General features: G+C 70.9%; 24 protein-coding genes and 2 pseudogenes. 14 read left to right on the top strand and 12 right to left on the bottom strand.

Annotation, left to right across the window (positions count from 1 at the left end; all coding sequences use genetic code 11):
• The 6 genes and pseudogenes from Q8Q71_RS11970 to Q8Q71_RS11945 all read left to right on the top strand — a co-directional run.
• Positions 1-354, top strand: a pseudogene (locus tag Q8Q71_RS11970) (rRNA methyltransferase); the annotation flags it as partial.
• Between the two features lie 46 nt (positions 355-400).
• On the top strand, positions 401-1,063 hold the full coding sequence (gene rpe, locus Q8Q71_RS11965) for a ribulose-phosphate 3-epimerase (protein WP_305759816.1): 663 nt from the start codon (positions 401-403) through the stop codon (positions 1,061-1,063).
• Positions 1,060-2,871, top strand: coding sequence for a heparinase II/III family protein (locus Q8Q71_RS11960; protein WP_305759815.1), 1,812 nt, complete (start codon positions 1,060-1,062; stop codon positions 2,869-2,871). The genes rpe and Q8Q71_RS11960 overlap by 4 nt, the downstream gene beginning before the upstream one ends.
• A 114-nt stretch (positions 2,872-2,985) precedes the next feature.
• On the top strand, positions 2,986-3,882 hold the full coding sequence (gene trxA, locus Q8Q71_RS11955; RefSeq protein ID WP_305759814.1) for a thioredoxin: 897 nt from the start codon (positions 2,986-2,988) through the stop codon (positions 3,880-3,882).
• A 9-nt stretch (positions 3,883-3,891) separates the two neighbouring features.
• Positions 3,892-4,551: an LON peptidase substrate-binding domain-containing protein gene (locus Q8Q71_RS11950; RefSeq protein ID WP_305759813.1), complete on the top strand. Its 660-nt coding sequence runs from the start codon at positions 3,892-3,894 to the stop codon at positions 4,549-4,551.
• An 8-nt stretch (positions 4,552-4,559) separates the two neighbouring features.
• Positions 4,560-4,754, top strand: a complete 195-nt coding sequence (locus tag Q8Q71_RS11945; RefSeq protein ID WP_305759812.1) for a Trm112 family protein — start codon at positions 4,560-4,562, stop codon at positions 4,752-4,754.
• A gap of 4 nt (positions 4,755-4,758) precedes the next feature.
• Here Q8Q71_RS11945 and Q8Q71_RS11940 read toward each other — a convergent pair whose 3' ends face one another.
• The gene (locus Q8Q71_RS11940) at positions 4,759-5,022 is read right to left on the bottom strand and encodes a hypothetical protein (RefSeq protein ID WP_305759811.1); all 264 of its coding nucleotides are present in this window, start codon (positions 5,020-5,022) and stop codon (positions 4,759-4,761) included.
• Positions 5,019-6,272: a UbiH/UbiF/VisC/COQ6 family ubiquinone biosynthesis hydroxylase gene (locus Q8Q71_RS11935; RefSeq protein WP_305759810.1), complete on the bottom strand. Its 1,254-nt coding sequence runs from the start codon at positions 6,270-6,272 to the stop codon at positions 5,019-5,021. Before Q8Q71_RS11935 ends, Q8Q71_RS11940 begins: the two co-directional genes overlap by 4 nt.
• Positions 6,273-6,408: 136 nt before the next feature.
• Here Q8Q71_RS11935 and Q8Q71_RS11930 point away from each other — a divergent pair, with 136 nt between their 5' ends.
• From Q8Q71_RS11930 to Q8Q71_RS11920, 3 genes are all read left to right on the top strand, one after another.
• Positions 6,409-8,757 (top strand): DNA translocase FtsK 4TM domain-containing protein, encoded by a 2,349-nt coding sequence (locus Q8Q71_RS11930; protein ID WP_305759809.1) that lies wholly within the window; start codon positions 6,409-6,411, stop codon positions 8,755-8,757.
• A 133-nt stretch (positions 8,758-8,890) separates the two neighbouring features.
• Complete coding sequence (locus Q8Q71_RS11925; RefSeq protein WP_305759808.1) at positions 8,891-9,559, top strand: outer membrane lipoprotein carrier protein LolA; 669 nt, start codon at positions 8,891-8,893, stop codon at positions 9,557-9,559.
• 284 nt (positions 9,560-9,843) lie between these two features.
• Positions 9,844-10,638 (top strand): exodeoxyribonuclease III, encoded by a 795-nt coding sequence (locus tag Q8Q71_RS11920; protein ID WP_305759807.1) that lies wholly within the window; start codon positions 9,844-9,846, stop codon positions 10,636-10,638.
• A gap of 225 nt (positions 10,639-10,863) precedes the next feature.
• Here Q8Q71_RS11920 and Q8Q71_RS17245 read toward each other — a convergent pair.
• From Q8Q71_RS17245 to Q8Q71_RS11910, 3 genes and pseudogenes are all read right to left on the bottom strand, one after another.
• Positions 10,864-10,953: pseudogene (locus Q8Q71_RS17245) on the bottom strand (DNA-binding response regulator); the annotation flags it as partial.
• 36 nt (positions 10,954-10,989) lie between these two features.
• Entirely contained in the window at positions 10,990-11,676 is a 687-nt protein-coding gene (locus Q8Q71_RS11915; RefSeq protein ID WP_305759806.1) for a response regulator transcription factor, read from the bottom strand.
• Positions 11,677-11,739: 63 nt separating this feature from the next.
• Positions 11,740-12,459, bottom strand: a complete 720-nt coding sequence (locus Q8Q71_RS11910) for a YggS family pyridoxal phosphate-dependent enzyme (RefSeq protein WP_305759805.1) — start codon at positions 12,457-12,459, stop codon at positions 11,740-11,742.
• Between Q8Q71_RS11910 and Q8Q71_RS11905 the strand changes: the two genes are divergently transcribed.
• Complete coding sequence (locus Q8Q71_RS11905) at positions 12,458-13,108, top strand: thiamine phosphate synthase (protein WP_305759804.1); 651 nt, start codon at positions 12,458-12,460, stop codon at positions 13,106-13,108. The two genes, Q8Q71_RS11910 and Q8Q71_RS11905, sit on opposite strands and share 2 nt — an antisense overlap.
• Here Q8Q71_RS11905 and Q8Q71_RS11900 read toward each other — a convergent pair.
• Positions 13,105-13,515 (bottom strand): NtrZ family periplasmic regulatory protein, encoded by a 411-nt coding sequence (locus Q8Q71_RS11900; protein ID WP_305759803.1) that lies wholly within the window; start codon positions 13,513-13,515, stop codon positions 13,105-13,107. The two genes, Q8Q71_RS11905 and Q8Q71_RS11900, sit on opposite strands and share 4 nt — an antisense overlap.
• A gap of 334 nt (positions 13,516-13,849) precedes the next feature.
• Between Q8Q71_RS11900 and Q8Q71_RS11895 the strand changes: the two genes are divergently transcribed.
• The 4 genes from Q8Q71_RS11895 (at position 13,850) to holA (ending at position 18,500) form a co-directional block, all read left to right on the top strand.
• On the top strand, positions 13,850-14,290 hold the full coding sequence (locus Q8Q71_RS11895; RefSeq protein WP_305759802.1) for a DUF3576 domain-containing protein: 441 nt from the start codon (positions 13,850-13,852) through the stop codon (positions 14,288-14,290).
• 64 nt (positions 14,291-14,354) lie between these two features.
• Complete coding sequence (leuS, locus tag Q8Q71_RS11890) at positions 14,355-16,958, top strand: leucine--tRNA ligase (protein ID WP_305759801.1); 2,604 nt, start codon at positions 14,355-14,357, stop codon at positions 16,956-16,958.
• Entirely contained in the window at positions 16,958-17,437 is a 480-nt protein-coding gene (lptE, locus tag Q8Q71_RS11885; RefSeq protein WP_305759800.1) for an LPS assembly lipoprotein LptE, read from the top strand. Before leuS ends, lptE begins: the two co-directional genes overlap by 1 nt.
• A 10-nt stretch (positions 17,438-17,447) precedes the next feature.
• On the top strand, positions 17,448-18,500 hold the full coding sequence (holA, locus tag Q8Q71_RS11880) for a DNA polymerase III subunit delta (protein ID WP_305759799.1): 1,053 nt from the start codon (positions 17,448-17,450) through the stop codon (positions 18,498-18,500).
• Positions 18,501-18,591: 91 nt separating this feature from the next.
• On the opposite strand, the gene Q8Q71_RS11875 is transcribed toward holA, so the two are convergent.
• The 6 genes from Q8Q71_RS11875 to mnmG form a co-directional block, all read right to left on the bottom strand.
• Positions 18,592-18,777, bottom strand: coding sequence for a hypothetical protein (locus tag Q8Q71_RS11875; RefSeq protein ID WP_305759798.1), 186 nt, complete (start codon positions 18,775-18,777; stop codon positions 18,592-18,594).
• A 4-nt stretch (positions 18,778-18,781) separates the two neighbouring features.
• The gene (locus Q8Q71_RS11870; protein ID WP_305759797.1) at positions 18,782-19,393 is read right to left on the bottom strand and encodes a class I SAM-dependent methyltransferase; all 612 of its coding nucleotides are present in this window, start codon (positions 19,391-19,393) and stop codon (positions 18,782-18,784) included.
• A 1-nt stretch (position 19,394) separates the two neighbouring features.
• Entirely contained in the window at positions 19,395-20,240 is an 846-nt protein-coding gene (locus Q8Q71_RS11865) for a ParB/RepB/Spo0J family partition protein (protein WP_305759826.1), read from the bottom strand.
• An 85-nt stretch (positions 20,241-20,325) separates the two neighbouring features.
• On the bottom strand, positions 20,326-21,138 hold the full coding sequence (locus Q8Q71_RS11860) for a ParA family protein (protein WP_305759796.1): 813 nt from the start codon (positions 21,136-21,138) through the stop codon (positions 20,326-20,328).
• Positions 21,128-21,694: a 16S rRNA (guanine(527)-N(7))-methyltransferase RsmG gene (gene rsmG / locus Q8Q71_RS11855; protein ID WP_371315959.1), complete on the bottom strand. Its 567-nt coding sequence runs from the start codon at positions 21,692-21,694 to the stop codon at positions 21,128-21,130. The genes Q8Q71_RS11860 and rsmG overlap by 11 nt, the downstream gene beginning before the upstream one ends.
• A gap of 53 nt (positions 21,695-21,747) precedes the next feature.
• A complete protein-coding gene (mnmG, locus tag Q8Q71_RS11850) occupies positions 21,748-23,604 on the bottom strand; it encodes a tRNA uridine-5-carboxymethylaminomethyl(34) synthesis enzyme MnmG (protein ID WP_305759795.1) in 1,857 nt (618 codons plus the stop codon).
• Positions 23,605-23,633: the final 29 nt, after the last annotated feature.

Genomic DNA, 23,633 nt, shown 5'->3' with positions numbered 1-23,633 from the left:
TCGGCCACCGGCACCTTCCGCCGGCATCCCGACGTGTTGTGGGTGGCGAGCCCGGCTGACATCCCCAAGCTGGCGCAGGTCCAGGCCCGGCTGCTCGACAGCGCCGCGCGCCGCGTGAAGCCCGGCGGCCGACTGGTCTATTGCGTCTGCTCGCTGGAGCACGAGGAAGGCGAGGGGCAGATCGCCCACTTCCTCGCCCGCCATCGCGGCTTCGCGATCGACCCCGTCGGCCCTGGCGAGGGCGGCGCGCCCGAAGCCAGTCTCCAGGACGACGGCACGCTCCGCATCCTGCCGCATCATCGGTCCGGCGGGACCGATGGCTTCTATGTCGCGCGCCTTCGTCGGGCGCCCTGAGCCAGAGGCGATTGGCAGTCAGCCCCGCATCACGGTAAGCGGAAGCATGGTCAGGCCCATCATCATCGCCCCGTCGATCCTCGCGTCGGACTTCGCGCGCCTGGGCGAGGAGGTCCGCGCCATCGAGGCGGCGGGCGCCGACTGGGTGCATGTGGACGTGATGGACGGCCATTTCGTGCCCAACATCACCATCGGACCCGATGTGGTGAAGGCGCTCAGGCCCCATTCGTCCCTGCCGTTCGACGTCCATCTGATGGTCGCCCCGGTCGATCCCTGGCTGGAGGCCTATCGCGAGGCCGGGGCCGACATCCTGACCGTCCATCCGGAAAGCGGCCCGCACCTGCACCGGACCCTGGGCCGCATCCGCCAGCTGGGCGCGAAGGCGGGCGTGGTGCTGAACCCCGGCACGCCGCTGGCCGTGCTCGAGGACGTCATCGGCCTTGTCGACCTGGTGCTGCTGATGTCGGTCAATCCCGGGTTCGGCGGCCAGTCCTTCATCGACGCGACCCTGGGCAAGATCGAGCGGGCCCGGGCCCTGCTCGACGCCGCCGGATCGAAGGCGCATCTGCAGGTCGACGGCGGCGTCACCGCCGCCAACGCCGGGGCCTGCGTCGCCGCGGGGGCCGACGCCCTGGTGGCCGGCACGGCCGTGTTCCGGGGCGGGTCTTCCGCCTATGCCGCCAACATCCAGGCCCTGAAAGCCGCGTGAGCCCGCTCGGCCCCTTCACCCGCCCCGAAGCCGACGCGCCGCCGCCCGGAGAGATCCCGGGCCTGCGCGGCGCGCCGATGCGCACGCCGGTGCGGGCCGCGGGCGCGGCGACCGGCCCCGGCCTCTGGCCCGCCGTCGCCGGCCGACTGCTGACCCGCCAGCTGTGGATCGAGCTGTACGGCCTGCCGGGCTACAGCCTGACCCTCCGGGGCCGCCCGGCCCAGGGCTTCGCCGCCACCCCGCGCGACTTCCGTCCCGTCGATCCCGGCGCCGGCAAGGGCGTGGTGGGCGGGAGATTCGTCCTGGCGGGGTCGAGTCTGGAGGCGGCCGCGCCCGAGGATCCGTGGAACCGGCCCAGCCCCACCCGGGCCTTCGCCGTCGAGCTGCACGCCTTCGCCTGGCTGCCGTCGCTGATGCTGCAGGGCGAGCGCGGCGGGCGCGAGGGGGTCCGGCTGACGCTGGCCTGGGCCGCGACCTTCGCCCGCTGGTCCCCCTTCGCCTGGGATCCCGCGATCCTGGCGCGGCGCACCTTCAACCTCGCCTGTGCCGCGCGGCGGCTGGGCCAGGTCGCCACCGAGGCGGAGCGGCTCAGGCTTGCGGACATCCTGGGCCGGCAGGGCCGGCAGCTGCTGCGCCCCCCCGGAGGCCTGGCCGGCAAGGCCGAGCGCCTGACCGCCGTCGCGGTCGCCGGCTGCGTTCTGTCGGGCCCGCCCGGCGTCGCCCTGCGGCGCGTCGCCCTCCGCCGCCTGCCTGGCGCCCTCCAGCGCACGGTCGGCGACGACGGCGGCCACGCCTCGCGCAGTCCCGAGGCCGGACTGGAGCTGCTGCTCGACCTCCTGACCCTCGACGACGCCCTGTCCCAGTTGTCGGAAGCCGCGCCGGAGGCGGTGCGCGCGGCCATCCAGCGCCTGACCGCCGCCCTGCGGGTGCAGACCCTGCCCGATGGACGGCTGGTCGCCATGCAGGGCGGCGGGCCGTCGACCGGGGCGCGGGTCGCCGCCGCCCGCGCCCACGACGACGCCCCGCCGTCGGAGAGCGCGAGCGGCCTGGTCGCGGGCGTGGCCCGGATCCGCAGCCCGCTGCTGACCATAGCCGCCGACGTGGCTCCCCCGGCGCGCGGGGCCTGGTCCGCGGCGGCCTGCGCCCAGCCGCTGGCGCTGGAGATCGTCTGCGGCAAGGACAGGCTGGTCACCGGCTGCGGCTGGACTCCGCGCGCCGCCGACCGCCAGGGCCTGAGGCTGGCGCCCGGCCATTCGACCCTGGCCCTGGGCGAGGCCTCGACCGGCGAGCCGCTGGGCGGCTGGAAGGGCGAGCTGCTGGGCCATCGCCTGATCGGCCGGCCGCTGCACGTCGAGGTCCATCAGCGCGACGGCGAGGGCGCGGTCTGGCTGGAAGCCGAACACGACGGCTGGGTCCACGACTTCGGCCTGCTGCACCAGCGGCGGCTGTATCTGGACCAGCGGCTGGACGAGCTCCGCGCCGAGGAGCGGCTGCATCCGGCCCCCGGCCAGAAGGACGTGGTGCGCGCCATCGCCGCCCCCTACGCCGTGCGCTTCCAGCTGGAGCCGGGCGTGCAGGCCTCGCTGGCCCGCGACCGCCGCTCCATCCTGTTGCGCGGCCACTCCGGCCGGGGCTGGTGGTTCCGCACCGACGGACCCGACGTGGCCATCGAGCCCTCGGTCCATATCGACGACGGCCTGACCCGCCGTTCGCTGCAGATCGTGGTGCGCGGCTCGGCCCGGACCGATTCCGAGACCAAGATCCGCTGGAAATTGAGCCCCGCCGGCGCCGGCGGCGAGCCATCCTGATGGCGCCGCGCTTCGCGCTACTTGAGCGCAGCCGAACAGGCGCTACTTGAGACAGTCCGCGCCCGGGACCATCTGACGGCTGCCGCGTTACGCCCTTCGGAACAGGATCGATTGATGAGCTTCGCCGACCCGACCACCCTGCCGGACGACCTGATCAAGGACGGCTCCGACGCCGGCTTCATGACCGACGTCATCGAGGCGTCGAAGACCCGGCCGGTTCTGGTCGACTTCTGGGCCACATGGTGCGGACCGTGCCGGACCCTGACGCCGATGCTCGAGAAGGCCGTCCGCGCCGCGGGCGGGGCGGTGAAACTGGTCAAGATCGACGTCGACAGGAACCCGGCCTATGCGGGCCAGCTGCGGGTCCAGTCGATCCCCACCGTCTACGCCTTCGTCGACGGCCAGCCGGTCGACGGCTTCCAGGGCGCGGTCCCCGAAAGCCAGCTCAAGGCCTTCATCGACAAGCTGACGGGCGGCGGGAGCGCCAATTCCGACATCGAGCAGCTGCTGTCCCTGGGCGAGGAATCCCTGTCGCTCAACGATCTCGGCGGCGCGGCCCAGGCCTTCGCCCAGCTGCTGACGCTGGATCCGGGCAATGAAAAGGCCATCGCCGGCATGGCCCGGGTCTATCTGGCCGACGGCGACGTCGACCAGGCCCGCCAGACCATCGCCATGGCGCCGCAGGATTCGAAGGAGCCGACGGTCCAGAGCGTGCGCGCCCAGCTGGCCCTCGCCTCGGCGGCCCCGACCGACGCCCCGACCGAGCTGGAAGCCAGGGTCGCCGCCGATCCGGCCGACCATCAGGCCCGCTATGACCTGTCGCTGGCCCAGGCCGCGGCCGGCGACCTCAAGGGCGCCGTCGACAGCCTGCTGGCCATCGTCGCCGCCGACCGCGAGTGGAACGACCAGGCCGCCCGCAAGCAGTTGCTGGTCGTCTTCGAGGCCGCGGGCGGAGCGTCGGAGGTCGCCCGCGACGGGCGCCGCCGTCTGTCCTCGATCCTGTTCGCATAGGAGGTCCGGGTGGCGCAGGGATATGTGAAGGCCGCCGACCTGCCGCAGGTGATCCCGGTCTTCCCCCTGCCGGGCGCCATCCTGTTGCCGCGCGGCCAGCTGCCGCTGAACATCTTCGAGCCGCGCTATCTGAACATGGTCGACGACGCCATGGCCGGGGACAGGATCATCGGCATGATCCAGCCCCAGGCCGGGTTGCGGCGCGTGACCGGTCTGTCCCCGGTCGGTTGCGCGGGCCGCATCACCAGTTTCGCCGAGACCTCGGACGGCCGCTATCTGATCACCCTGACCGGCTGCGCCCGCTTCCGCCTGGCCAGCGAATTGCCGAGCCCGACCCCCTACCGGCAGATTCGCGCCGACTTCGCCCCATTCGAGGCGGACCTGACCGCGCCGCCGGTCGACGACATCGGCCTCGACCGCGACGGCCTGCTCGACGCGCTGCGCGCCTATCTGGAGACGCGCGGCCTGGACATCGATTGGGACACGGCCGAGACGGCGCCGCCCGAGGCCCTGGTCAACAGCCTGTCCATGGCCCTGCCGTTCGACGCCCCGGAAAAGCAGGCGTTGCTCGAGGCGCCCAGCCTGACCGACCGCTCCGCCGTTCTCACCGCCCTGATGACCATCGACGCCGCCGGCGACGGCGAGGGCGATGCGCCGTCGATGCAATAGGTACAGTCATGTCCGACGCCTTCCACACCCCGACCTCCGTCGACCCCCGCCTGCTCGAGGTGCTGGTCTGTCCCGTCACCCGCGGCCGCCTGGCCTATGACCGCGAGCGCCAGGAACTGGTCTCGAAGGGCGCGAAACTGGCCTATCCGATCCGCGACGGCGTGCCGATCATGCTGCCGGAAGAAGCGCGGGCGCTGGACTGACGCTTCAGCCGTCGACCAGGACCCAGCGGTCGCCGTCTCTCGCGACGACGGCGTCCCGCGTCTCCCAGCGGCCCTCGGCGGTCCATCGCTGGTAACGGCACGTCCACTCCGACCCTTCCTCGGCCACGAAGGCGCAGTCCGCCTCCCGGACAAGGTGGTCCGGAATCAGGGCCGAGAACTCCATCCTGGTCGGGCCCGGCGGAGCGGGCGTGGCGCAGGCCGCGGCCGTGCCGGCCGCCAGACCGATCAGGAGGCCCGTGAGTTTCATACCGCCTCACCTCTCAACAACCGCGGCAGGTCGCCGGTCGCGCCGCCGGCCTCGTGCATGAAGGCGCGGCGCAGGGCGGGGATGCGGTTGACGGCGGCGATGCCCAGGTTCCGCGCCAGCCGCACCGGCGCGATATCGTTCGAGAACAGGCGCACGAAGCCGTCGAAGCCCGCCGTCAGGGCGACGTTGTCGAACCGGCGCCAGCGGGCATAGCGGTCCAGCACCGTCTCCGAGCCGATGTCCTCGCCCAGCCGCAGGGCCTCGACCAGCACCTCGGCCAGGGCCGCGGCGTCCTTCAGCCCCATGTTCAGGCCCTGGCCCGCGACCGGATGCACGCCATGGGCCGCGTCCCCGATCAGGGCGGTGCGCGGCGCGGTCAACGATCCGGCCAGCTGCAGGGACAGGGGATAGACGAAGCGCGGCCCCACCACCGCGACCTCGTCCAGAAAATCGCCGAACCGGCGCATCAGGTGCGACTGGAAGGCTTCGTCCGACGCGGCCCTCAGGGCCTCGGCCCGCCGCGTCGTCTCGGTCCAGACCAGGCTGGCCCGCTGTTCGGTCAGCGGCAGGATGGCGAAGGGACCCGAGGGCAGGAAATATTCGTGGGCCACATTGCCGTGGTCCCGCCCGAGGGACACGGTCGCCACCACCCCGCTCTGGCCATAGCCCCAGCCGACCGTGTCGATCCCCGCCGCCTCGCGGACCGGCGAGGCGCGGCCCTCGGCGCCCACGATCAGCGGGGCCTCGATCACCGAGCCGTCGGCCAGGCTGACCCACGACATCGCCGCGCCGGCCTCCACCCCGACCACCGCCGCCGGGGCCCGGACCTCGATCCCCGCCGCGGCCACGGCCCCGGCCAGGGCTACGCGGATGCGCCGGTTCTCGACCATGTATCCCAGAGGTTCGCCGTCGGTGCGGTCGCCGATCTCGTCGGCGTCGAAACGCAGGAAGGCGGAGCCGGCGGGTCGCGAGGCCGCCCCCGGCCGCCGGCCGTCGGTGACGAGGATGCGGTCCATCCGGCAGGCGTGGGGCCGCAGGGCCTCGCCCACGCCGACCGCGTCCAGCATGCGGAAGGTCGAAAAGGCGATGGCCGTGGAGCGGCCGTCGAAAGCCGGGGCCAGCTGGGCCTCGAACGGCTGGGGGTCGACCAGAACGACCTTGAGCCCGCCCTGCGCCGCCGCCAGGGCGAAGGTCGCTCCGGCCAGGCCGGCGCCGGCGATGATGACGTCATAGCGTTCAGGCTGGGTCATGGGTCGGTTGTCGCGCTTCGCCGCCCGCCCGTCCAGCGCGCGAAGGTCGCGGTTCGGCCCGGCTGGTAAACAGCCTCTTAACCCTGCCCGGGCGACAAGGGACCGGCCTATTCGTCTGTCCGGAGTCCGTTCCCGCATGTCCGCCGCCCTCGCCATCGGCCAGCGCGCCTGGGTCGGAGCCCGCATCGTCTGGGGCGCGCCCATCGCGGTGAAATTCCGCGGCGTGTTGCAAGCCCTGCTGGCGGCCTTGCTGCTGGCGGCGCTGATTTCGTGGAATCCGGCCGATCCCAGCCTGAACGCGGCCTCCGGGGCCGCGCCGACCAACTGGCTGGGGCTGAACGGCGCCCTGTTCGCCGACCTGTTCATGCAGTCGCTCGGCCTCGCCGCCTGGCCGGCGGCCCTGCTGCTGGTCGCCTTCGGCCTGGCCGCGGCCATCGGGGACGCCATCCAGCAGCGGCTGAAGCCGACCCCGGTCAAATCCCTGTCGGCCATCGGCGGGGTTCTGGCCCTGTCGGCGGCGCTGTCCGCCCTGACCGCGCCTGCGGCCTGGCCCCTGGCCGCCGGACTGGGAGGCCTGTGGGGCGACGCCATCGTCGGCCTGATCCGGATGATCTGCGGCGCCCTGCGCCTGCCCGGCGCGCCGGTCATCGCCGGCGTCGTCTTCCTGCCGCTGGCCCTGTGGGGGATCGGCTACGCTATCGGCCTGCGGGTCGCCGATCTCGGCGAGGGCCTCGCCTGGGCCCGGGGCGGACGCAACGCCTCGCCGCCGCCTGCGTCGTCGCGCCGGACCGCCGCCGCCAAGGCGCCGCCGCGCGCCCGCCCCGCGCCCGAACCGGACGACGACGACGCTCCCGACGCGCCGCCCTGGGACGCGCCCGCTCCGGCGCGCGGCGCGCCCGAGCCGAAGGTCGCCGCCGCCCGGGCGCCCAGGCCGCGCAAGGAGGCCGACGACAGCCAGGCCGCCTTCGACTTCGCCCGCCCCTCGACCGGTTTCGACCTGCCGCCGCTGTCGATGCTGACCAAGCCGGCCAAGCGCGTCGCCTCGGTGGACGAGGAGGCGCTGAAGCAGAATGCCCGGATGCTGGAGGGCGTGCTGCAGGAATTCGGCGTGCGCGGGACGATCGACCAGATCCGCCCCGGCCCCGTGGTCACCCTGTACGAACTGGTGCCCGCCCCGGGCGTCAAGCACGGCCGCGTCGTGGCCCTGAGCGACGACATCGCCCGCTCGATGAGCGCCCGGGCCTGCCGCATCTCGGTCGTGCCGGGCCGCAACGCCATCGGCATCGAGCTGCCCAACGCCCGGCGCGAGACGGTCTATCTGCGCGACCTGCTGGCCTCGACCGAATACGACAAGCCGGCCCATCTGTTGCCGCTGGCCCTGGGCGAAACCATCGGCGGCGAGCCCTATGTCGCCGATCTGGCGCGCATGCCCCACCTGCTGATCGCCGGCACCACCGGCTCGGGCAAGTCGGTCGGGGTCAACGCCATGATCCTGTCGATCCTCTACCGGCACAGCCCGGCCGAGTGCCGCTTCATCATGATCGACCCCAAGATGCTGGAGCTGTCGGTCTACGACGGCATCCCGCACCTGCTGGCCCCGGTCGTGACCGATCCCAAGAAGGCCGTCGTCGCGCTGAAATGGACCGTGCGCGAGATGGAGGACCGCTACCGGCGGATGTCCAAGCTCGGCGTGCGCAACATCGCCTCCTACAACGAGCGCGCCCGCGAGGCCCAGGCCAAGGGCGAGCATTTCGAACGCACCGTCCAGACCGGCTTCGACGACCAGGGCCGCCCCGTCTACGAGTCCGAGAAGATCCGGCCCGAACCCCTGCCCTTCCTCGTCGTCGTCATGGACGAGATGGCCGATCTGATGCTGGTCGCCGGCAAGGACGTGGAAGGCGCGGTGCAGCGTCTGGCCCAGATGGCCCGCGCCGCCGGCATCCACCTGATCATGGCCACCCAGCGCCCGTCGGTCGACGTCATCACCGGCACCATCAAGGCCAATTTCCCGACCCGGATCTCCTTCCAGGTCACCTCGAAGATCGACAGCCGCACCATCCTGGGCGAGCAGGGCGGCGAGCAGCTGCTGGGCCAGGGCGATATGCTCTACATGGCCGGCGGCGGCCGCATCACCCGCCTGCACGGCCCGTTCGTGACCGACCAGGAGGTCGACGAGGTCTGCAAACACCTGCGCGCCCAGGCCGAGCCCGACTACCTCGACCTGATCACCGACGATCCAGACGGTGACGGCGACGCCGCCTTCGACGACGAGGGCGGCGGCGGCTCGAGCGACGATCTCTATGATCGCGCGGTCGCCGTGGTCACCCGCGACCGCAAGGCCTCGACCAGCTACATCCAGCGCCGGCTGCAGATCGGCTACAACCGCGCCGCCTCCCTGATCGAGCGGATGGAGCAGGAAGGCGTGGTCAGCCCCGCCAACCACGCCGGCAAGCGCGACATTCTGGCGGGGCCTCCGCCGATGTAGAGGGCAACGCCGGCGTCCCCGCCGCGTTTGGAATCCGTCGTCATCGCCCCGTAGCTGAACGAGGCTTCATCCGAAGGTCGGAATATGGTCAGGCTCGCGTCATGCCCGCGCCATTCCCGCTCCGCATGACGGCATGATCAACAACCATCCCGAACGGGAGAAGACCCTGATGACCGTCTCACGCCGCGCCTTCGCACTTGGAACCGCCGCCATCGCCGCGGTGGCCGCCCTGCCCGCCGCCGCCCAGAGCGCGCTGTCGGCGGAAGATCGCGCCGTCCTGGCCCAGGCCCAGACCTATCTGCAGGGCCTGACCTCGGCCCAGGGCACTTTCGTCGAGACCTCCGGGGCCCAGCGCCGCGAAGGCCGCTTCTATCTTCAGCGCCCCGGCAAGATGCGGTTCGAATACACCAATCCGGCCGGCCTGCTGGTCGTGTCGGACGGCTCCAACGTCAAACGCTACGATCCCCGCCTGAACGTCTTCCGCCAGGTGCCGCTCAGCGCCACGCCGCTGTCGACCTTCCTCGCCCGCAACGTCCGCCTCGACCAGGGCGTGCGCATCGACCGGGTCACGCGCATGGCCTCGGGCGCCTTCGCCATCATCGCCCGCGACGCTCGCCGGCCCAACGAGGGCTCGGTGATCCTGTCCTTCGCCGGCAACCCCGTCCGGCTGCACGAATGGACCATCCGCGACGCCCAGGGCGGAAGCACCCGAACCCAGCTGACCTCGCTGCAGCCGGCGTCCGGCCTGGCCGCCAGCCTGTTCCAGTTGCGCGACCCGACGCAACGGCCGCGCCGGAACTGATTTCGCCCGGAACGCGAACAAGGTTTGACTTTTTTCGCGGACCGTGGCACTTTCATCACAGGTCGGCGGGAGCCGATCTGAAACCGCTATGGATTTCATCCCCTTCCCGGCGGCGAGAGAGACGAACCTTCCAGCGCCCGGTCCCCGCGATCGGGCGCTTTTTTGTTTGAGAGCGCTACCGCTCGCCAAGCGGCGGCTCGCTGCTTGAGCGCAAAGCCTGCGCTTGCGCCTGAGGCGCGTCGGGTCGAGAAGGCGGAGCCTTCTGATCGCGCCCCCCGGAAAAAATGCTTCGCATCGCCACCTGGAACATCAACTCCGTCCGCCTGCGCATCGACCAGGTCGCCCGCTTCGTGGAGGAGAGCGGGACCGACGTCCTGTGCCTGCAGGAGATCAAATGCCTGGAGGACCAGTTCCCCCGCGCCGCCTTCGAGGCCATGGGCCTGCCGCACCTCAGGATCGGCGGCCAGAAGGGCTGGCACGGGGTCGCCATCGCCAGCCGCAAGCCGATCTCGGAAGCGCCGAGGCTCGACGTCTGCCGTGAAGGCCACGCCCGCTGCGTCGCGGCGATGGTCCAGGGCGTCGAGATCCAGAATTTCTACATCCCGGCCGGCGGCGACGTGCCCGACCGGGCCCTGAACCCCAAATTCGATCACAAGATGGACTTCTACGAGCGGCTGACCGCCGAGATGGCGGGCCGTGACAAACAGCGCCCGCTTGTCCTGGCCGGCGATTTCAACATCGCGCCGGGCGAGAACGACGTCTGGAACCACCGCTATATGTCGAAGATCGTCAGCCACACGCCGCTGGAGGTCGAGACCCTGCGCCGGCTGCAGGCCGCCGGCGGCTTCGCGGACGTGGTGCGCGACCAGATCCCCGAGCCGCAGAAGCTGGCCAGCTGGTGGAGCTATCGCGCCGCCGACTTCCGCAAATCCAACCGCGGCCTGCGTCTGGACCACCTGTGGACCTCGCCCGGCCTGACCCCGGCGGTGAGGCCCGGCAGCGCCCGCATCCACGACACGGTCCGTGAATGGACCCAGCCCAGCGACCACGCGCCGGTGACGATGGATCTGGCGGTCTGATCTTCAAAAAAGTGCACCCGAAAAAATCGAGTGTAGATCGTGCACTTTTCCGCTGCCGGATCGGCCAAGCCCCTCAAAAGGCGGGAGTCGAGAGGGGTCAGAAAAAGTACACCCGGCGCCGCTGTCGGAGCGCCTGCCGACGGAGCTCCCTTCGCTGGTTGTCAAAGACCGAGGTCCGACACCCTAGTGGGCCGATGCGTCAAATTCGGTCGCAGGCCGGCGCGGTTACGGCTGCAACCGGTATCCGCCCGCGTCGGTCAGCAGCAACCGCGCCTGACCAGGCTCGGGCTCGATCTTCTGACGCAGCCGGTAGATGGCCGATGCGTCAAATTCGGTCGCAGGCCGGCGCGGTTACGGCTGCAACCGGTATCCGCCCGCGTCGGTCAGCAGCAACCGCGCCTGACCAGGCTCGGGCTCGATCTTCTGACGCAGCCGGTAGATGTGGGTCTCCAGCGTGTGGGTGGTGACCCCGGCGTTATAGCCCCAGACCTCGGTCAGCAGCTCCTCGCGCGACACGGCCTTGGCTCCCGCGCGATAGAGGTATTTGAGGATGCTGGTTTCCTTCTCGGTCAGCCGCACCTTGCGCCCCTTGTCGTCGACCAGGACCTTGGCGGCGGGCCGGAACTCGTAGGGGCCGATGCGGAAGACGGCGTCCTCGGACTGTTCGTGACTGCGCAGATGGGCCCGGATCCGGGCCAGCAGAACCGCGAAGCGGAAGGGCTTGGTGACATAGTCATTGGCCCCCGACTCCAGTCCCAGCACGGTGTCGGAGTCCGAGGCCTGGCCGGTCAGCATGATGATCGGGGTCGAGACCCCGTCCTTGCGCAGCAGGCGGCAGGCCTCGCGCCCGTCCATGTCGGGCAGGTCGACATCGAGCAGGATCAGGTCGGCGCGGACCTCGCGGCCCATCCGGACCCCCTCGGCGGCGGTGGCGGCCTGGACCGGGCGGAAGGCCTCGTGCAGCGCCAGCTGCTCGGCCAGGGCCTCGCGCAGGTCGTCGTCGTCGTCGATGATCAGAATGGTCTTGGGCGTGGGCATGGCTACCAGAATGGCGAGCGTCGGCCGATCCGCCAAGGGTCGGGCCCGCAAGCGGGACGGTTTTCAGTCACTAGAGGGCGTTTCAGGGCCCTTTCGTTCCCCGAACAGCGACGAACCGACCCGCACATGGGTGGCGCCGAAGCGGATCGCGGTCTCGAAATCCCCGCTCATCCCCATCGACAGGGTTCCCAGCCCGTTGCGCCGCGCGATCTTGCGCAACAGGGCGAAATGGGGGCCCGGCGCCTCGTCGGCGGGCGGGATGCACATCAGGCCCTCGACGGACAGGCCGGCCGCCCGGGCGTATTCGAGCAGGGCCTCGGTCTCGCCGGGCAGGACTCCGGCCTTCTGGGGCTCGGCGCCGGTGTTGACCTGGACCAGGACGCGGACGGCCTTCCCGGCCCGGGCGCCGGCCGCGGCGAGGGCGTAGGCCAGTTTCGGACGATCCAGGGTCTCGATCACATCGAACAGGGCGACCGCGTCGGCGGCCTTGTTCGACTGCAGCGGGCCGATCAGCCTGAGCTCGAGGCCGGGAAACCCGTCGCGGCGCCCGGCCCAACGGGCCTGGGCCTCCTGCACCCGATTCTCGCCGAAGACGCGCTGGCCGGCGGCGAGGGCCGCCTCGATCGCCTCGGGCGGCTGGGTCTTGGACACGGCCGTCAGGGTCACCTCGCCGGGCGGGCGGCCCGAGACCCGGGCGGCCTCGGCGATGCGGCGCCGGACGAGATCCAGCCGCGCGGCGACGGCGCTGGACGCCCGGGCGGGTTCGGGAGAAGAGGAGGTCATGAGCGGTTCGGACGCCGAAATCCTGTGGGAAGTCGCCAGCGTCCTCGCACGGGACGCCGCCGAAGTCAGCCGCCTGGCCGGACGACCGTCGCCGGCCCTGCCGCCGCTACTGTTCTTTACCGACCCTGACCGGACGCCGAGACCGTGGGAGACGGCGGCGCGCCTGCCGCCCGGATCAGGCGTGGTGTTCCGGCATTTCGGCCGGGCGGGCGCCGGCGAAACGGCGCTGCGGCTGCGCGAGGCCACGCAGACGCGGGACGGCCTGCTGCTGATCGGGCTGGACGCCGAACTGGCCGAAGCCGTCGGGGCCGACGGCGTTCACCTGCCCGAACGGGCGCTGGGCCAGGCTGCGGGATTGGCGGCGGCGCGGCCGGACTGGCGGATCACCGGCGCGGTTCATTCGGGAACGACGCTGGCCACGTCGGGACTGGACGCCCTGGTGGCGTCGCCGGTGTTCGCGGCCGGCGGGGCTTCGTCGGCCCGGCCGCCGCTCGGTCCGGACCGCTTCGCCGAATGGGTCAGGGCTGCATCCTGCCCGGTCTACGCCCTGGGCGGGATCGGGACCTCCAACGCGCGCGGTCTCATCGGCTCGGGCGCGTGCGGAATTGCGGGGGTTTCGGCGGTCCGGACGGCTTTCGGACCGGCCTAGAAGCGGAAAATGGATTCCAGCCGGAAGCGCGGCGCGGCGCGGCGATCGGTCTGGGGCGCCCGGGCCGGGTCGCTCTCGGGTTCGGCCAGGCCCGCCGCCGCTCCGACGCGCAGGCGCGGATTGACGCGATAATAGGCCCCGGCCTCGACGTCGCCGAGGGTGCTGTCGCGGCCCACCGGCTGGTTGAGGTTCAGATCGAGGCCCCAGCGGCCGCGTTCGGTGAACCGCAGACGCGACGAGCCGGGCTGGGCGGCGGCCGCGCGAGCCGTCTGGGCCTCGCTCAGGGACAGGGCGGGCGCCCGGGTGCGGGCCGCCGGCGAGGCGGCCTGGGCCGAGGCGTCGTCAGCCACGGCCAGGAGCACGAGCCCCGCGGCCAGTCCGACGATGACGGCGCCCCTGATGCGCATGTCCTGCCCTTAAACGCCGCGACGGTGAGTTCCGTCGCGGTCTCACCAGCAAGTAGACACCGCTGGCCAGCCCGGTCAACGAAACGGCGACTTGAACAGCAGGTTCCACGCGACTCTGAAGACTCCTGTGGCGCGAGCGTCACGGGAAATGGCGACGGCGACCCTCCTGCGCCCGACGGCGGGCGCTGGACTGCCATGATTGGACGACTTCGCCTTGTCATCGCCCCTTTTCGCCGTGTTATAGAGCGTCGCTTCGGCCCGGACCCGTGTTCGGGGGCCGTTGCGTGCGTTGGAACCGGTCCGTCGCACGTCATGATCGTATGGAGAAGTCTCGATGGTGCTGGTTCGTGGCGCAGCGATCGCCCTGGTCGCCTCGGGTCTGATGCTGGGCGGGTGCGGCGGCATTCCGGGACTGGGCGGCGGCGAGCGGCCGACGACGACGGCCCAGGCCGGCATCGGCGTCAACGCCTTCCTGTGGCGCGCCACCCTCGACACCCTGAGCTTCATGCCCCTGGCCAACGCCGATCCGTGGGGCGGGGTCATCAACTACGACTGGTACACCGACCCCCAGACGCCGAACGAGCGCTTCAAGGCCACGGTCTTCATCCTCGACACCCGCCTCCGGGCCGACGCCCTGAATGTCACCGTGACCAAGGAAGTCCGCGACGCCGCCGGCCAGTGGGTCGGCGCCCGCGTGGCCGCCCAGACCGAAACCGATCTGGAAAACGCCATCCTGACCAAGGCGCGCCAGCTCAACCTCTCCAACGCCGGCTGATCGCCGTCCCCCTCGTCTAGCCTCCGTCGGGCCCGTTCCTGGAGGAGCAGCCTGAAAGACTCCCGTGGCCAAGACCCCGGTTCGCTACGAACCCAAGACCGCCGAACCCCGCCAGCAGGCCCGCTGGGCGGCCGCCGACGCCTTCCGCACCCCGACCGAGGGCACGGGCAGGCCCAAATACTATGTGCTGGAGATGTTTCCCTATCCGTCGGGGGCCATCCACATGGGCCACGCCCGCAACTACGTCATGGGCGACGTGGTGGCGCGCTCGAAACGGGCCCAGGGCTTCGACGTGCTGCACCCGATGGGCTGGGACGCCTTCGGCCTGCCCGCCGAGAACGCGGCCATCGAGCGCGGCGTCCACCCCGGCGACTGGACCTGGTCCAACATCGCCGCCATGCGCGGCCAGTTGAAGCTGCTGGGCCTGTCGCTGGACTGGAGCCGCGAGTTCGCAACCTGCGACCCGGCCTATTACGGCAAGCAGCAGGCCTGGTTCCTGAAGCTGTTCGAGCGCGGCCTGGTCTATCGCAAGGATTCGGTGGTCAACTGGGACCCGGTCGACAACACCGTCCTGGCCAATGAGCAGGTGGTCGACGGCCGCGGCTGGCGCTCGGGCGCCGTGGTCGAGAAGCGCAAGCTGAACCAGTGGTTCCTGCGCATCACCGACTACGCCGACGAGCTGATCGAGGGGCTGAAGGAGCTGGAGGGCCGCTGGCCCGACAAGGTCCGTCTGATGCAGGAGAACTGGATCGGCAAGAGCCGCGGCGCGACCCTCTGGTGGGAGATCGCCGAGGCCCCCGCCTTCCTGCCGGCGTCGGCGGCGGGAGAGCCCAACCACGCGCGCGACCCCGTCGAGATCTACACCACCCGGCCCGACACCCTGTTCGGGGCCAGCTTCCTGGCGCTCGCGCCGGACCATCCGTTGACGAAGGCGATCGCCGCCCATCGGCCGGACGTGGCGACCTTTGTAGCGACCTGCGCCCGGTCGGGAACCAGCGAAGCCGACATCGAAAAGGCGGAGAAGCTGGGTGTCGATCTCGGCGTCCGCGTCCGCCACCCGTTCGACCCCGAACGGACCGTGCCGGTCTGGGCGGCCAATTTCGTTCTGTCGACCTACGGGTCTGGAGCCATCTTCGGGTGCCCGGCCCACGATCAGCGCGACCTCGACTTCGCCCGCCAATACGACCTGCCGGTCGTCCCGGTCGTGAGACCGGATGACGCCGGTGATGATTTCGCTGTCGAAACAGAATCCTATGTCGGCCACGGCCGGCTGTTCAACTCGGACTTCATGGACGGGATGGATGTGGAGGCTGCCAAGGCCGCCGCCATCGCCCGGCTGGAAGCGGCCGGCCAGGGCCAGGGCGCCACCCTCTACCGCCTGCGCGACTGGGGTGTCAGCCGTCAGCGCTACTGGGGATGTCCCATCCCCGTGATCCACTGCGCCAGATGCGGCCCGGTGGGCGTACCTGTTGATCAGCTGCCCGTCGAACTGCCGAAGGACGTCACCTTCGATACGCCCGGCAATCCGCTGGACCGGCACCCGACGTGGAAGCACGTCGCCTGCCCGACCTGCGGCGGCGAGGCCGTGCGCGAGACCGACACGCTCGACACCTTCGTGGACTCCAGCTGGTATTTCGCCCGCTTCACCGATCCAACCGCGGCCGAGCCGATCTCCAGGGCCGCCGCCGACAAATGGCTGCCGGTCGACCAGTATATCGGCGGGGTCGAGCACGCCGTCCTGCACCTGCTCTACGCCCGTTTCATCAGCCGGGCCCTCAGCGACGCCGGGCTGATGTCGGTGCGCGAGCCGTTCGCCGGCCTGTTCACCCAGGGGATGGTGGTCCATGAGACCTACCGCCGCGCCGACGGCGCCTGGGTCGAGCCCACCGACGTCGAACTGACCAACGACGCCGGCAGGCGCTCGGCCCGCCAGCTCTCGACCGGCGAGATCCTGACCATCGGCGACATCGAGAAGATGTCGAAGTCGAAGAAGAACGTGGTCTCGCCGCAGGAGATCGTCGAGGCCTATGGGGTCGACGCCGGCCGACTGTTCGTCCTCAGCGACAGCCCGCCCGAACGCGACGTGCAGTGGACGCCCGGCGGCGTCGAGGGCGCCGCCCGTTTCGTCCAGCGGGTCTGGACCGAAGTCGACGGCTTCGACCCCGACGCCGCCGGCGATCCGGCCGCGGACGCCGCCCTGGTCCGCGAGACCCACAAGGCCATCAAGGCCGTGACCGAGGGCGTCGGCGGCTTCCGCTTCAACTCGGCCATCGCCAAGCTCTACGCCTTCGTGGCCACGGTGCGCGATCACCCGGCGGCGGGCGGGGCGGCGCGACGCCAGGCCCTGTCGGCCCTGATCCGGCTGGTCGCCCCCTTCACCCCCCACCTCGCCGAGGAATGCTGGACGCGGCTGGGCGAAGAGGGGATGGTGCTGGACGCGCCCTGGCCGGAGTTCGATCCGGCGCTGGCGGCCGACGACGAGGTGACCCTGCCCATCCAGGTCAACGGCAAGCGCCGCGGCGAGATCCGCGTCGCCCGGGGCCTCGAGCCGGCCGAGGTCGAGGCCATCGTCATGGCCGACCCGGACGTGCTGGCGCGGCTGGAGGGTCAGACGGTGAGGAAGATCGTGGTGGTCAGGGACCGCATCGTCAATCTGGTGGTCGGCTGATGCGCCGCCTGGTCCTTGTGGTTGTCGCGGCGGCGGGACTGTCCGGCTGCGGCTTCACCCCCCTCTATGGCGAAGCGGGCGTGGGCTCATCCCTGTCGCGCATCGCCGTGACCACCCAGGACGACCGGCTCGGCTACCGGGTTCGCGAACAGCTGGAGGACGTCCTCGGCCGCGACGGCGCCAAGCCGCCCCTGTGGCGGCTGGAGACGGCGGTCGACCAGTCGCGCCGCCCCCTGGGACGCCGCATCGACGACACCGCCACCCGCTACGAGCTGACGGTTCGCGGCGCCTGGACCCTGACCCCGGTTTCCGGCGGCCCTCCCGTCACCGGCGTCGAGACCGTGACCACCACCTACGCCGCCGCCGACCAGCCCTACGCCGCCATCGCCGCCCAGCAGGACGGCGAGGAGCGGGCCGCCGCCGAACTGGCGCGCCAGATCCGTCTGGACCTGATGCGGGCCCTGTCGGACCAGCCGTGAATTTCCGACCGTGATCCTGGCCAAACGCCCCGAGGTCGACCGCTTCCTCGCGGCTCCGGACCGGGCCATCCGGGCCGCCGTCATCCACGGCAAGGACCGGTCGGGGGTCGGCGAGCGCGCCGGCGTCCTCTGCAAGGCGATCACGCCCGATCTCAACGACCCCTTCAACGTCACCGTCCTGACCGACAGCGATATCGACGGCGACGAGGCCCGGCTGGAAGAGGCCCTGACCGCCCTGAGCATGATCGGCGGCCGCCGTCTGGTGCGGGTGCGGCTGGGATCCGAGAAGGCCTCGATCGACAGGATGCTGGCCGCCGCGCTCAAGGTCCATGCCGAGGGCGGCTACAATCCCGACGCCATGCTGGTGATAGAGGCCGGAGCGCTGGGTCGCGATTCCGCCCTGCGAAAGGCCGCCGAGGCGGCGGCGGGGGCGGTCGGCATCGCCTGTTACGAGGATGAGACGGGCGATGTCGCCCGGATGACGCGGGAGGCCCTGGCCGCGGACAAGGTCGGCCTGACAGGCGACGCCCTCGACCGCTTCGTCAGCCGCCTGCCCCGCGAACGCGGCCTGATGCGGCAGGAGATCGAGCGGCTGGCCCTCTACATCGGCCCCGGGTCCGGCAAGACCATCGACGTGGAGGAGCTGGAGCGGCATCTGGGGGTCGAGGCCGACGCCTCCCTGCAGGACGCGGCGCTGCAAGCCTTCGGCGGCCGGCCCGCCCCCGCCCAGTCCGGCCTGCGCCGCGCCCTGGCCGAGGGGGAATCGCCTGTCATGGCGGTGAGACAAGCCTCGATCCATCTCGGCAAGTTGCGGCGCCTGAACGTGCTCCAGGCCGGCGGGGCCGGGGCCCGGGAGGCGGCCAAGGCGGCCGGGGTGTTCTGGAAGCAGGAGGCCGAGATGCTGCGTCAGGCGCGCAGCTGGCGGCTCGAGGACCTCGATCGGGTTCTGGACAGCGTCAACGCCGCCGACGTCGCCGCCAAGACCACGGGTTCGCCCGACCAGCTGATCGCCGAACGGCTGCTGCTGGAGATCGCGGCCCGGGCCAGAAGACTCGGCCTCTAGGCCGCCGAAACCGGCGAGGAATTCAGAGACGTTTTCGCGATGACTTCAGTTACGCGCCCGTGCGAAGCGAGAGAAACGCGATACAGACCGGCTAGCCGCGCTTGGAGGCCTTGCGGAATGCAGGCTTGGCGAGGGCCGCGCTTCGCGCCTGCTGGGCTTTTTCCTCGGCGCGCGCCGAGCCCTGGAGCCCGCCATGGTTGGGCCCGCCGCCCGCCTTCTTGGCGGCGAGCGCGCGTTTCATGGCTTCGGCGGTCGGATTGCTGGGCTTGTCGGTCATGCGATCACTCTCGCACGCGGCGGCGCGACAACCAAACCGTGGCGCCGCCGCAGTCCGGATCCTCGATCCGGTGCGTGACCAGGTCGAAGCCCGCCTCGTCAAGGCCTTCGCGATAGGCTTCGGGCGACAGGCTGCCGTGGTACAGCGGCTCGCCGCGCCACTCGCCGACGCTTTCGTCCGCCGTCGACCCGCTGGTGAACATCAGCACGCCGCCCGGGGCCACATGGCGCGTATAGACGGCGAACATCGCCCGCTGATCCGCGGGCGTCAGGTGAAAGGCGCTGTGCCAGGCGATCACGCCGTCGAAGACGCGGCCGAGATCCAGACCCCGCATGTCAGCGACCCGCCAGTCCTGCTCCGGAAAGCGGGCCCGGCACAGGACGATCAGGCCCCGAGCGGCGTCGACTCCGGTCACGCGCCGGCCTCGCCGGATCAGATAGCCGGCGATCGGCTCGCCAGAACCGCACCCCAGGTCGAGAACATGTCCGTTCGCCGGGACGCGGGCCAGAAAGCCGTCGAGCCAGGCGCGCTCGATCAGCGACCGGCCCCGGTCGGCGTCCCAGTCCATCGCCCGCCGGCTGTAGAGGTCTATGACCGCCTCGGCCGGGCCGCCCATGTCAGCCCCGCATCAGCCGGCGGCACAGGTCGTCCAGCTGTTCCAGGGTGCCGTAGCGGATGGTGATCTCCCCCTTGCCGCCCTTGTCCGCCAGCTGGACCTTGAGGCCCAGGGCGTCGGCCAGATCCTGCTCCAGCGCCGCCACATCCGCCGCGCCCTCGCCCGAAGCCGGGGCGGTGGCGCGCGCCCTGCCGGGCTTCGGACCTTCGGCGGCCCGGCGCGCCAACGCCTCGGCCTGACGGACGTTCAGCCCCTCGTCGACGATCTGCCGGGCCAGGGCGGCGGGATCGGGGGCGGTGATCAGGGCGCGGGCGTGGCCGGCGCTCATCTTGCCGTGGCGGACGAACCAGAGAACCTCCTCGGGCAGCTGCAGCAGACGCAGCGTGTTGGCCACATGGCTGCGGCTCTTGCCGACCACTCCGGCGACGGCGTCCTGGGTGCGGCCGAAGCGCTCCATCAGCATGCGGTAGGCGTCGGCCTCCTCCAGCGGGTTGAGGTCGGCGCGCTGGACGTTCTCGATGACCGCGACCTCGAACACGGCGACGTCGTCCATCTCCTTGATGATGATCGGGATGTCCGTCAGCCGCGCCTGCTGGGCGGCGCGCCAGCGGCGCTCGCCAGCGATGATCTGCCAGACTCCGTCCTCGCCGGGCTGGGAGCGCACCAGGACCGGCTGGAGCACGCCCTTGTCGCGGATCGAGGCGGCCAGTTCGTCCAGTTCCTCCTGGCCGAACGATTTTCGCGGCTGGTCCGGATTGGGCTTGAGGCTCTCGATCGGGGCCATGCGCACGCCGGCCGGGGCGGGAGCGCCGTCCACCGGGGCGCTCTCGGCCACCTGTTCACCCAGAAGGGCGGAAAGACCCCGGCCCAATCCCCGTTGCGGCCCGCGCTGACGTTCGCTCAAGATACTGATTCCGTTCTTCTAATCATCGTCACGCCGCCTGAAGCCGCCGCGATTTCTCGCGCGCCACCACCTCGCGGGCGAGGCGCAGATAGGCCTGGCTGCCGGCGCATTTCAGGTCGTAGATCAGGGCCGGCTTGCCGAACGAGGGCGCCTCGGCCACCCGCACGTTGCGGGGGATGACAGCCTCATAGACCTTGTCCCCGAAATGGGCCCGGACATCGGCGGCGACCTGCCCCGAAAGGGCGCTGCGCCGGTCGAACATGGTCAGGACCAAGCCCTGGATCTCCAGCGTCGGGTTCAGGCTCTGGCGCACCATCTCGATGGTCTTCATCAGCTGGGTCAGGCCCTCAAGGGCGAAGAATTCGCACTGCAGCGGCACCAGCACGGCATCGGCCGCGGCCATGGCGTTGAGCGTCAGCAGGTTCAGCGATGGCGGGCAGTCGATCAGCACATAGTCGTACCGGGTCTGACCCTCGGCCCCCTGTCCGGCCAAGGCGTCGCGCAGACGGAACGAGCGGCGGTCGGCCTGGCTCAGTTCGATCTCCACGCCCGACATGTCGGCGTCGGCGGGAATGATGTGGAGGCCAGGGACCGAGGTCTGGACGGCGGAGTCGTCGACCGAGCGGCCGTCGACGATGACGTCATAGATGGTCACCCGGCGCGTTTCACGTGGAACACCCAGACCCGTGGAGGCATTGCCCTGCGGATCCATGTCGACGATCAGCACCTTCTCGCCGATCGCGGCCAGGGCGGTGCCGAGGTTGATCGCCGTGGTGGTCTTTCCCACCCCGCCCTTCTGGTTGGAAACCGCGAGGACGCGGGTCTTTCTGTCAGCGCGCACGGCGGAGGCTCCGGACGGAAACGATACGGCCGCGCGGATCGCTGCGCGAGACGGAGAGGTCGCTATCGAACTGCCAGACCTTGCGGGCTTCGATCAACTCAGCCTCGGCCTTTTCCCCCTTGAGAAACAGCCCCTGTGCGCCGCGCTGTAGATAAGGCTGTGCATAGGCCAGAAGCCGCTCCATCGGCGCCACGGCGCGGGCGGTGACGACGTCGACCCTGACCTTCTGTTCCTCGGCCCGGCCGTTGATCACGGTGGCGCGCAGGGACAGGACGTCGACCACCTCCTGCAGGAAGCGGCAGCGCTTGCCGAGGCTGTCGATCAGCCAGACGTGGCTGTCAGGGCGGTCCTTCAGCAGGATGGCGAGCACCAGGCCCGGAAAGCCGGCGCCGGCGCCCAGATCGGCCCATGTCGTCGCCTCGGGCTTCATCTCCAGCAGCTGGGCGGAATCCCATATGTGGCGGTTCCAGACGTCCGGCAGGCTGTCGGGCCCGACGAGGTTCATCACCGTATTGGCCTCGGTCAGATGATCGATGAAGGTCTGGAGGTCGGCCATTTGCGCCGGCGTCGCGCCGGTATGGGCCTGAAACGCGACCGCGTCGGTCAGGCTCACGCCGCCACCCGCGTCCGTTTCACGTGGGACAGAAGCGCGGTCAGGGCGCCGGGGGTCATACCCTCGATGCGACCGGCCTGCCCAAGCGTGCGCGGCTGAACCAGGGTCAGCTTCTCGCGCACCTCGTTCGACAGGCTGCCGATGGCGGCGTAGTCGAGGTCGACCGGCAGGGCCAGGGCTTCCTCGCGCCGCAGGGCTTCGGCATCCGAGGCCTGGCGGTCCAGATAGCCGGCGTAGCCCGCGTCGATTTCGATCTGTTGACGCACTTGCGACGACCAGCCGGCGATCTCCGGACGGGCGGCGAGGAAGGTCTCCAAAGTCACACCGGGGAAGGCCAGAAGGTCGCGAATGGAGCGGCGCTGGCCGTCGGCGTTGACGTGGATTCCCAGCGCCGCCGCCTCCTTGGGTGTGAACACCGTTTCACGTGAAACAGCCGCCGCCTCCGCCAGCTGGGCCGCCTTGGCCGCAAAAGCCTGCGCCCGCCTCGACGAGACCATCCCCACCCCGATCGCCAGAGGGGTCAACCGTTGATCGGCGTTGTCGGCGCGCAGCGTCAACCTGTACTCGGCCCGGCTGGTGAACATCCGGTAGGGCTCGGTCACGCCGCGTGTGACCAGATCGTCGATCATGACGCCGATATAGGCCTGGTCCCGGCCGAGGACGATCGGGTCGGAACCGGCGGCGGCGCGGGCGGCGTTCAGACCGGCGATCAAACCTTGCGCCCCCGCTTCCTCATAGCCCGTGGTGCCGTTGATCTGTCCGGCCAGATACAGGCCCGGCCGCTTCTTGACCTCCAGCGCCGGGGTCAGCTCGCGCGGATCGACGTAGTCGTATTCGATGGCATAGCCAAAGCGGAACACTTCCACCGCCTCCAGCCCTGGAATGGTGCGCAGGAAGGCGGACTGGGTCGCGTCGGACACCGAGGTCGAGACGCCGTTGGGGTAGACGGTCGGATCGTCCAGACCCTCCGGCTCGAGGAAGATCTGGTGCGAGGTCTTGTCGGCGAAGCGAACGACCTTGTCCTCGATCGAGGGGCAGTAGCGCGGGCCGCGGCCGGACAGGTGGCCGCCATAGACGGCGCTGTCGCCGAGATTGTCGGCGATGATGCGGTGGGTCCCCTCGGTCGTATGGGTCACGCCGCAGGCGATCTGGGGCACGTCGATGCGGTCGGTCAGGAAGCTGAACGGCACGGGGTCGGCGTCCGCCGACTGCATCTCCAGCCGGCCCCAGGCGATGGTGCGGCCGTCGAGACGGGCGGGCGTGCCGGTCTTGAGCCGACCCATCTGCAGGCCCGCGCCATAGAGGTCGGCGGCGAGGCCGGTCGAGGGCGCCTCGCCGTGACGCCCGGCGGGGATGCGCTGGTCGCCCTTGTGGATGACGCCGTTCAGGAAGGTGCCCGTGGTCAGGACCACGGCGCCGGCGCGGACCTCGGTCCCCTCGCCCGTGACCACGCCGACGACGCGATCGCCGTCGAGGATCAGGCGCTCGGCCGTGCCGGCCATCAGGGTCAGGTTGGGCGTCTGAGCCAGTTCGGCCTGCATGGCCTCGCGGTACAGGCGGCGGTCGATCTGGCTGCGGGGCCCCTGGACCGCCGCGCCCTTTGACCGGTTGAGCAAGCGGAACTGGATGCCGGAGACGTCGCCCAGCCGGCCCATGACGCCGTCCATGGCGTCGATCTCACGCACCAGATGGCCCTTGCCCAGGCCGCCGATGGCCGGATTGCACGACATCTCGCCGATGGTCTCGAGCTTCTGGGTCAGCAGCACGGTGCGGGCGCCCGTGCGCGCGGACGCCGCCGCGGCCTCGCAACCGGCGTGCCCGCCGCCGATGACGATGACGTCGAAGGATTTCATGGCGCGGGACATAGGCGAAAAGCCCCCGA

Origin of the sequence: Brevundimonas sp. (assembly GCF_030704825.1) — a bacterium.
In the GTDB taxonomy this organism is placed as follows: Bacteria; Pseudomonadota; Alphaproteobacteria; order Caulobacterales; family Caulobacteraceae; genus Brevundimonas.
This window is presented reverse-complemented; position numbering and strand designations above follow the sequence as displayed.

What these genes read in the sequence shown, in the direction of transcription:
- Q8Q71_RS11875 (WP_305759798.1), bottom strand. Translation starts at nt 18,777, where the DNA reads ATGACCGACAAGCCCAGCAATCCGACCGCCGAAGCCATGAAACGCGCG.
- Q8Q71_RS11920 (WP_305759807.1), top strand. Translation starts at nt 9,844, where the DNA reads ATGCTTCGCATCGCCACCTGGAACATCAACTCCGTCCGCCTGCGCATC.
- Q8Q71_RS11870 (WP_305759797.1), bottom strand. Translation starts at nt 19,393, where the DNA reads ATGGGCGGCCCGGCCGAGGCGGTCATAGACCTCTACAGCCGGCGGGCG.
- Q8Q71_RS11915 (WP_305759806.1), bottom strand. Translation starts at nt 11,676, where the DNA reads ATGCCCACGCCCAAGACCATTCTGATCATCGACGACGACGACGACCTG.
- Q8Q71_RS11895 (WP_305759802.1), top strand. Translation starts at nt 13,850, where the DNA reads ATGGTGCTGGTTCGTGGCGCAGCGATCGCCCTGGTCGCCTCGGGTCTG.
- rpe (WP_305759816.1), top strand. Translation starts at nt 401, where the DNA reads ATGGTCAGGCCCATCATCATCGCCCCGTCGATCCTCGCGTCGGACTTC.
- Q8Q71_RS11900 (WP_305759803.1), bottom strand. Translation starts at nt 13,515, where the DNA reads ATGCGCATCAGGGGCGCCGTCATCGTCGGACTGGCCGCGGGGCTCGTG.
- trxA (WP_305759814.1), top strand. Translation starts at nt 2,986, where the DNA reads ATGAGCTTCGCCGACCCGACCACCCTGCCGGACGACCTGATCAAGGAC.
- Q8Q71_RS11930 (WP_305759809.1), top strand. Translation starts at nt 6,409, where the DNA reads ATGTCCGCCGCCCTCGCCATCGGCCAGCGCGCCTGGGTCGGAGCCCGC.
- Q8Q71_RS11925 (WP_305759808.1), top strand. Translation starts at nt 8,891, where the DNA reads ATGATCAACAACCATCCCGAACGGGAGAAGACCCTGATGACCGTCTCA.
- rsmG (WP_371315959.1), bottom strand. Translation starts at nt 21,694, where the DNA reads ATGGCCGACCTCCAGACCTTCATCGATCATCTGACCGAGGCCAATACG.
- lptE (WP_305759800.1), top strand. Translation starts at nt 16,958, where the DNA reads ATGCGCCGCCTGGTCCTTGTGGTTGTCGCGGCGGCGGGACTGTCCGGC.
- Q8Q71_RS11945 (WP_305759812.1), top strand. Translation starts at nt 4,560, where the DNA reads ATGTCCGACGCCTTCCACACCCCGACCTCCGTCGACCCCCGCCTGCTC.
- Q8Q71_RS11935 (WP_305759810.1), bottom strand. Translation starts at nt 6,272, where the DNA reads ATGACCCAGCCTGAACGCTATGACGTCATCATCGCCGGCGCCGGCCTG.
- Q8Q71_RS11905 (WP_305759804.1), top strand. Translation starts at nt 12,458, where the DNA reads ATGAGCGGTTCGGACGCCGAAATCCTGTGGGAAGTCGCCAGCGTCCTC.
- Q8Q71_RS11910 (WP_305759805.1), bottom strand. Translation starts at nt 12,459, where the DNA reads ATGACCTCCTCTTCTCCCGAACCCGCCCGGGCGTCCAGCGCCGTCGCC.
- Q8Q71_RS11940 (WP_305759811.1), bottom strand. Translation starts at nt 5,022, where the DNA reads ATGAAACTCACGGGCCTCCTGATCGGTCTGGCGGCCGGCACGGCCGCG.
- mnmG (WP_305759795.1), bottom strand. Translation starts at nt 23,604, where the DNA reads ATGAAATCCTTCGACGTCATCGTCATCGGCGGCGGGCACGCCGGTTGC.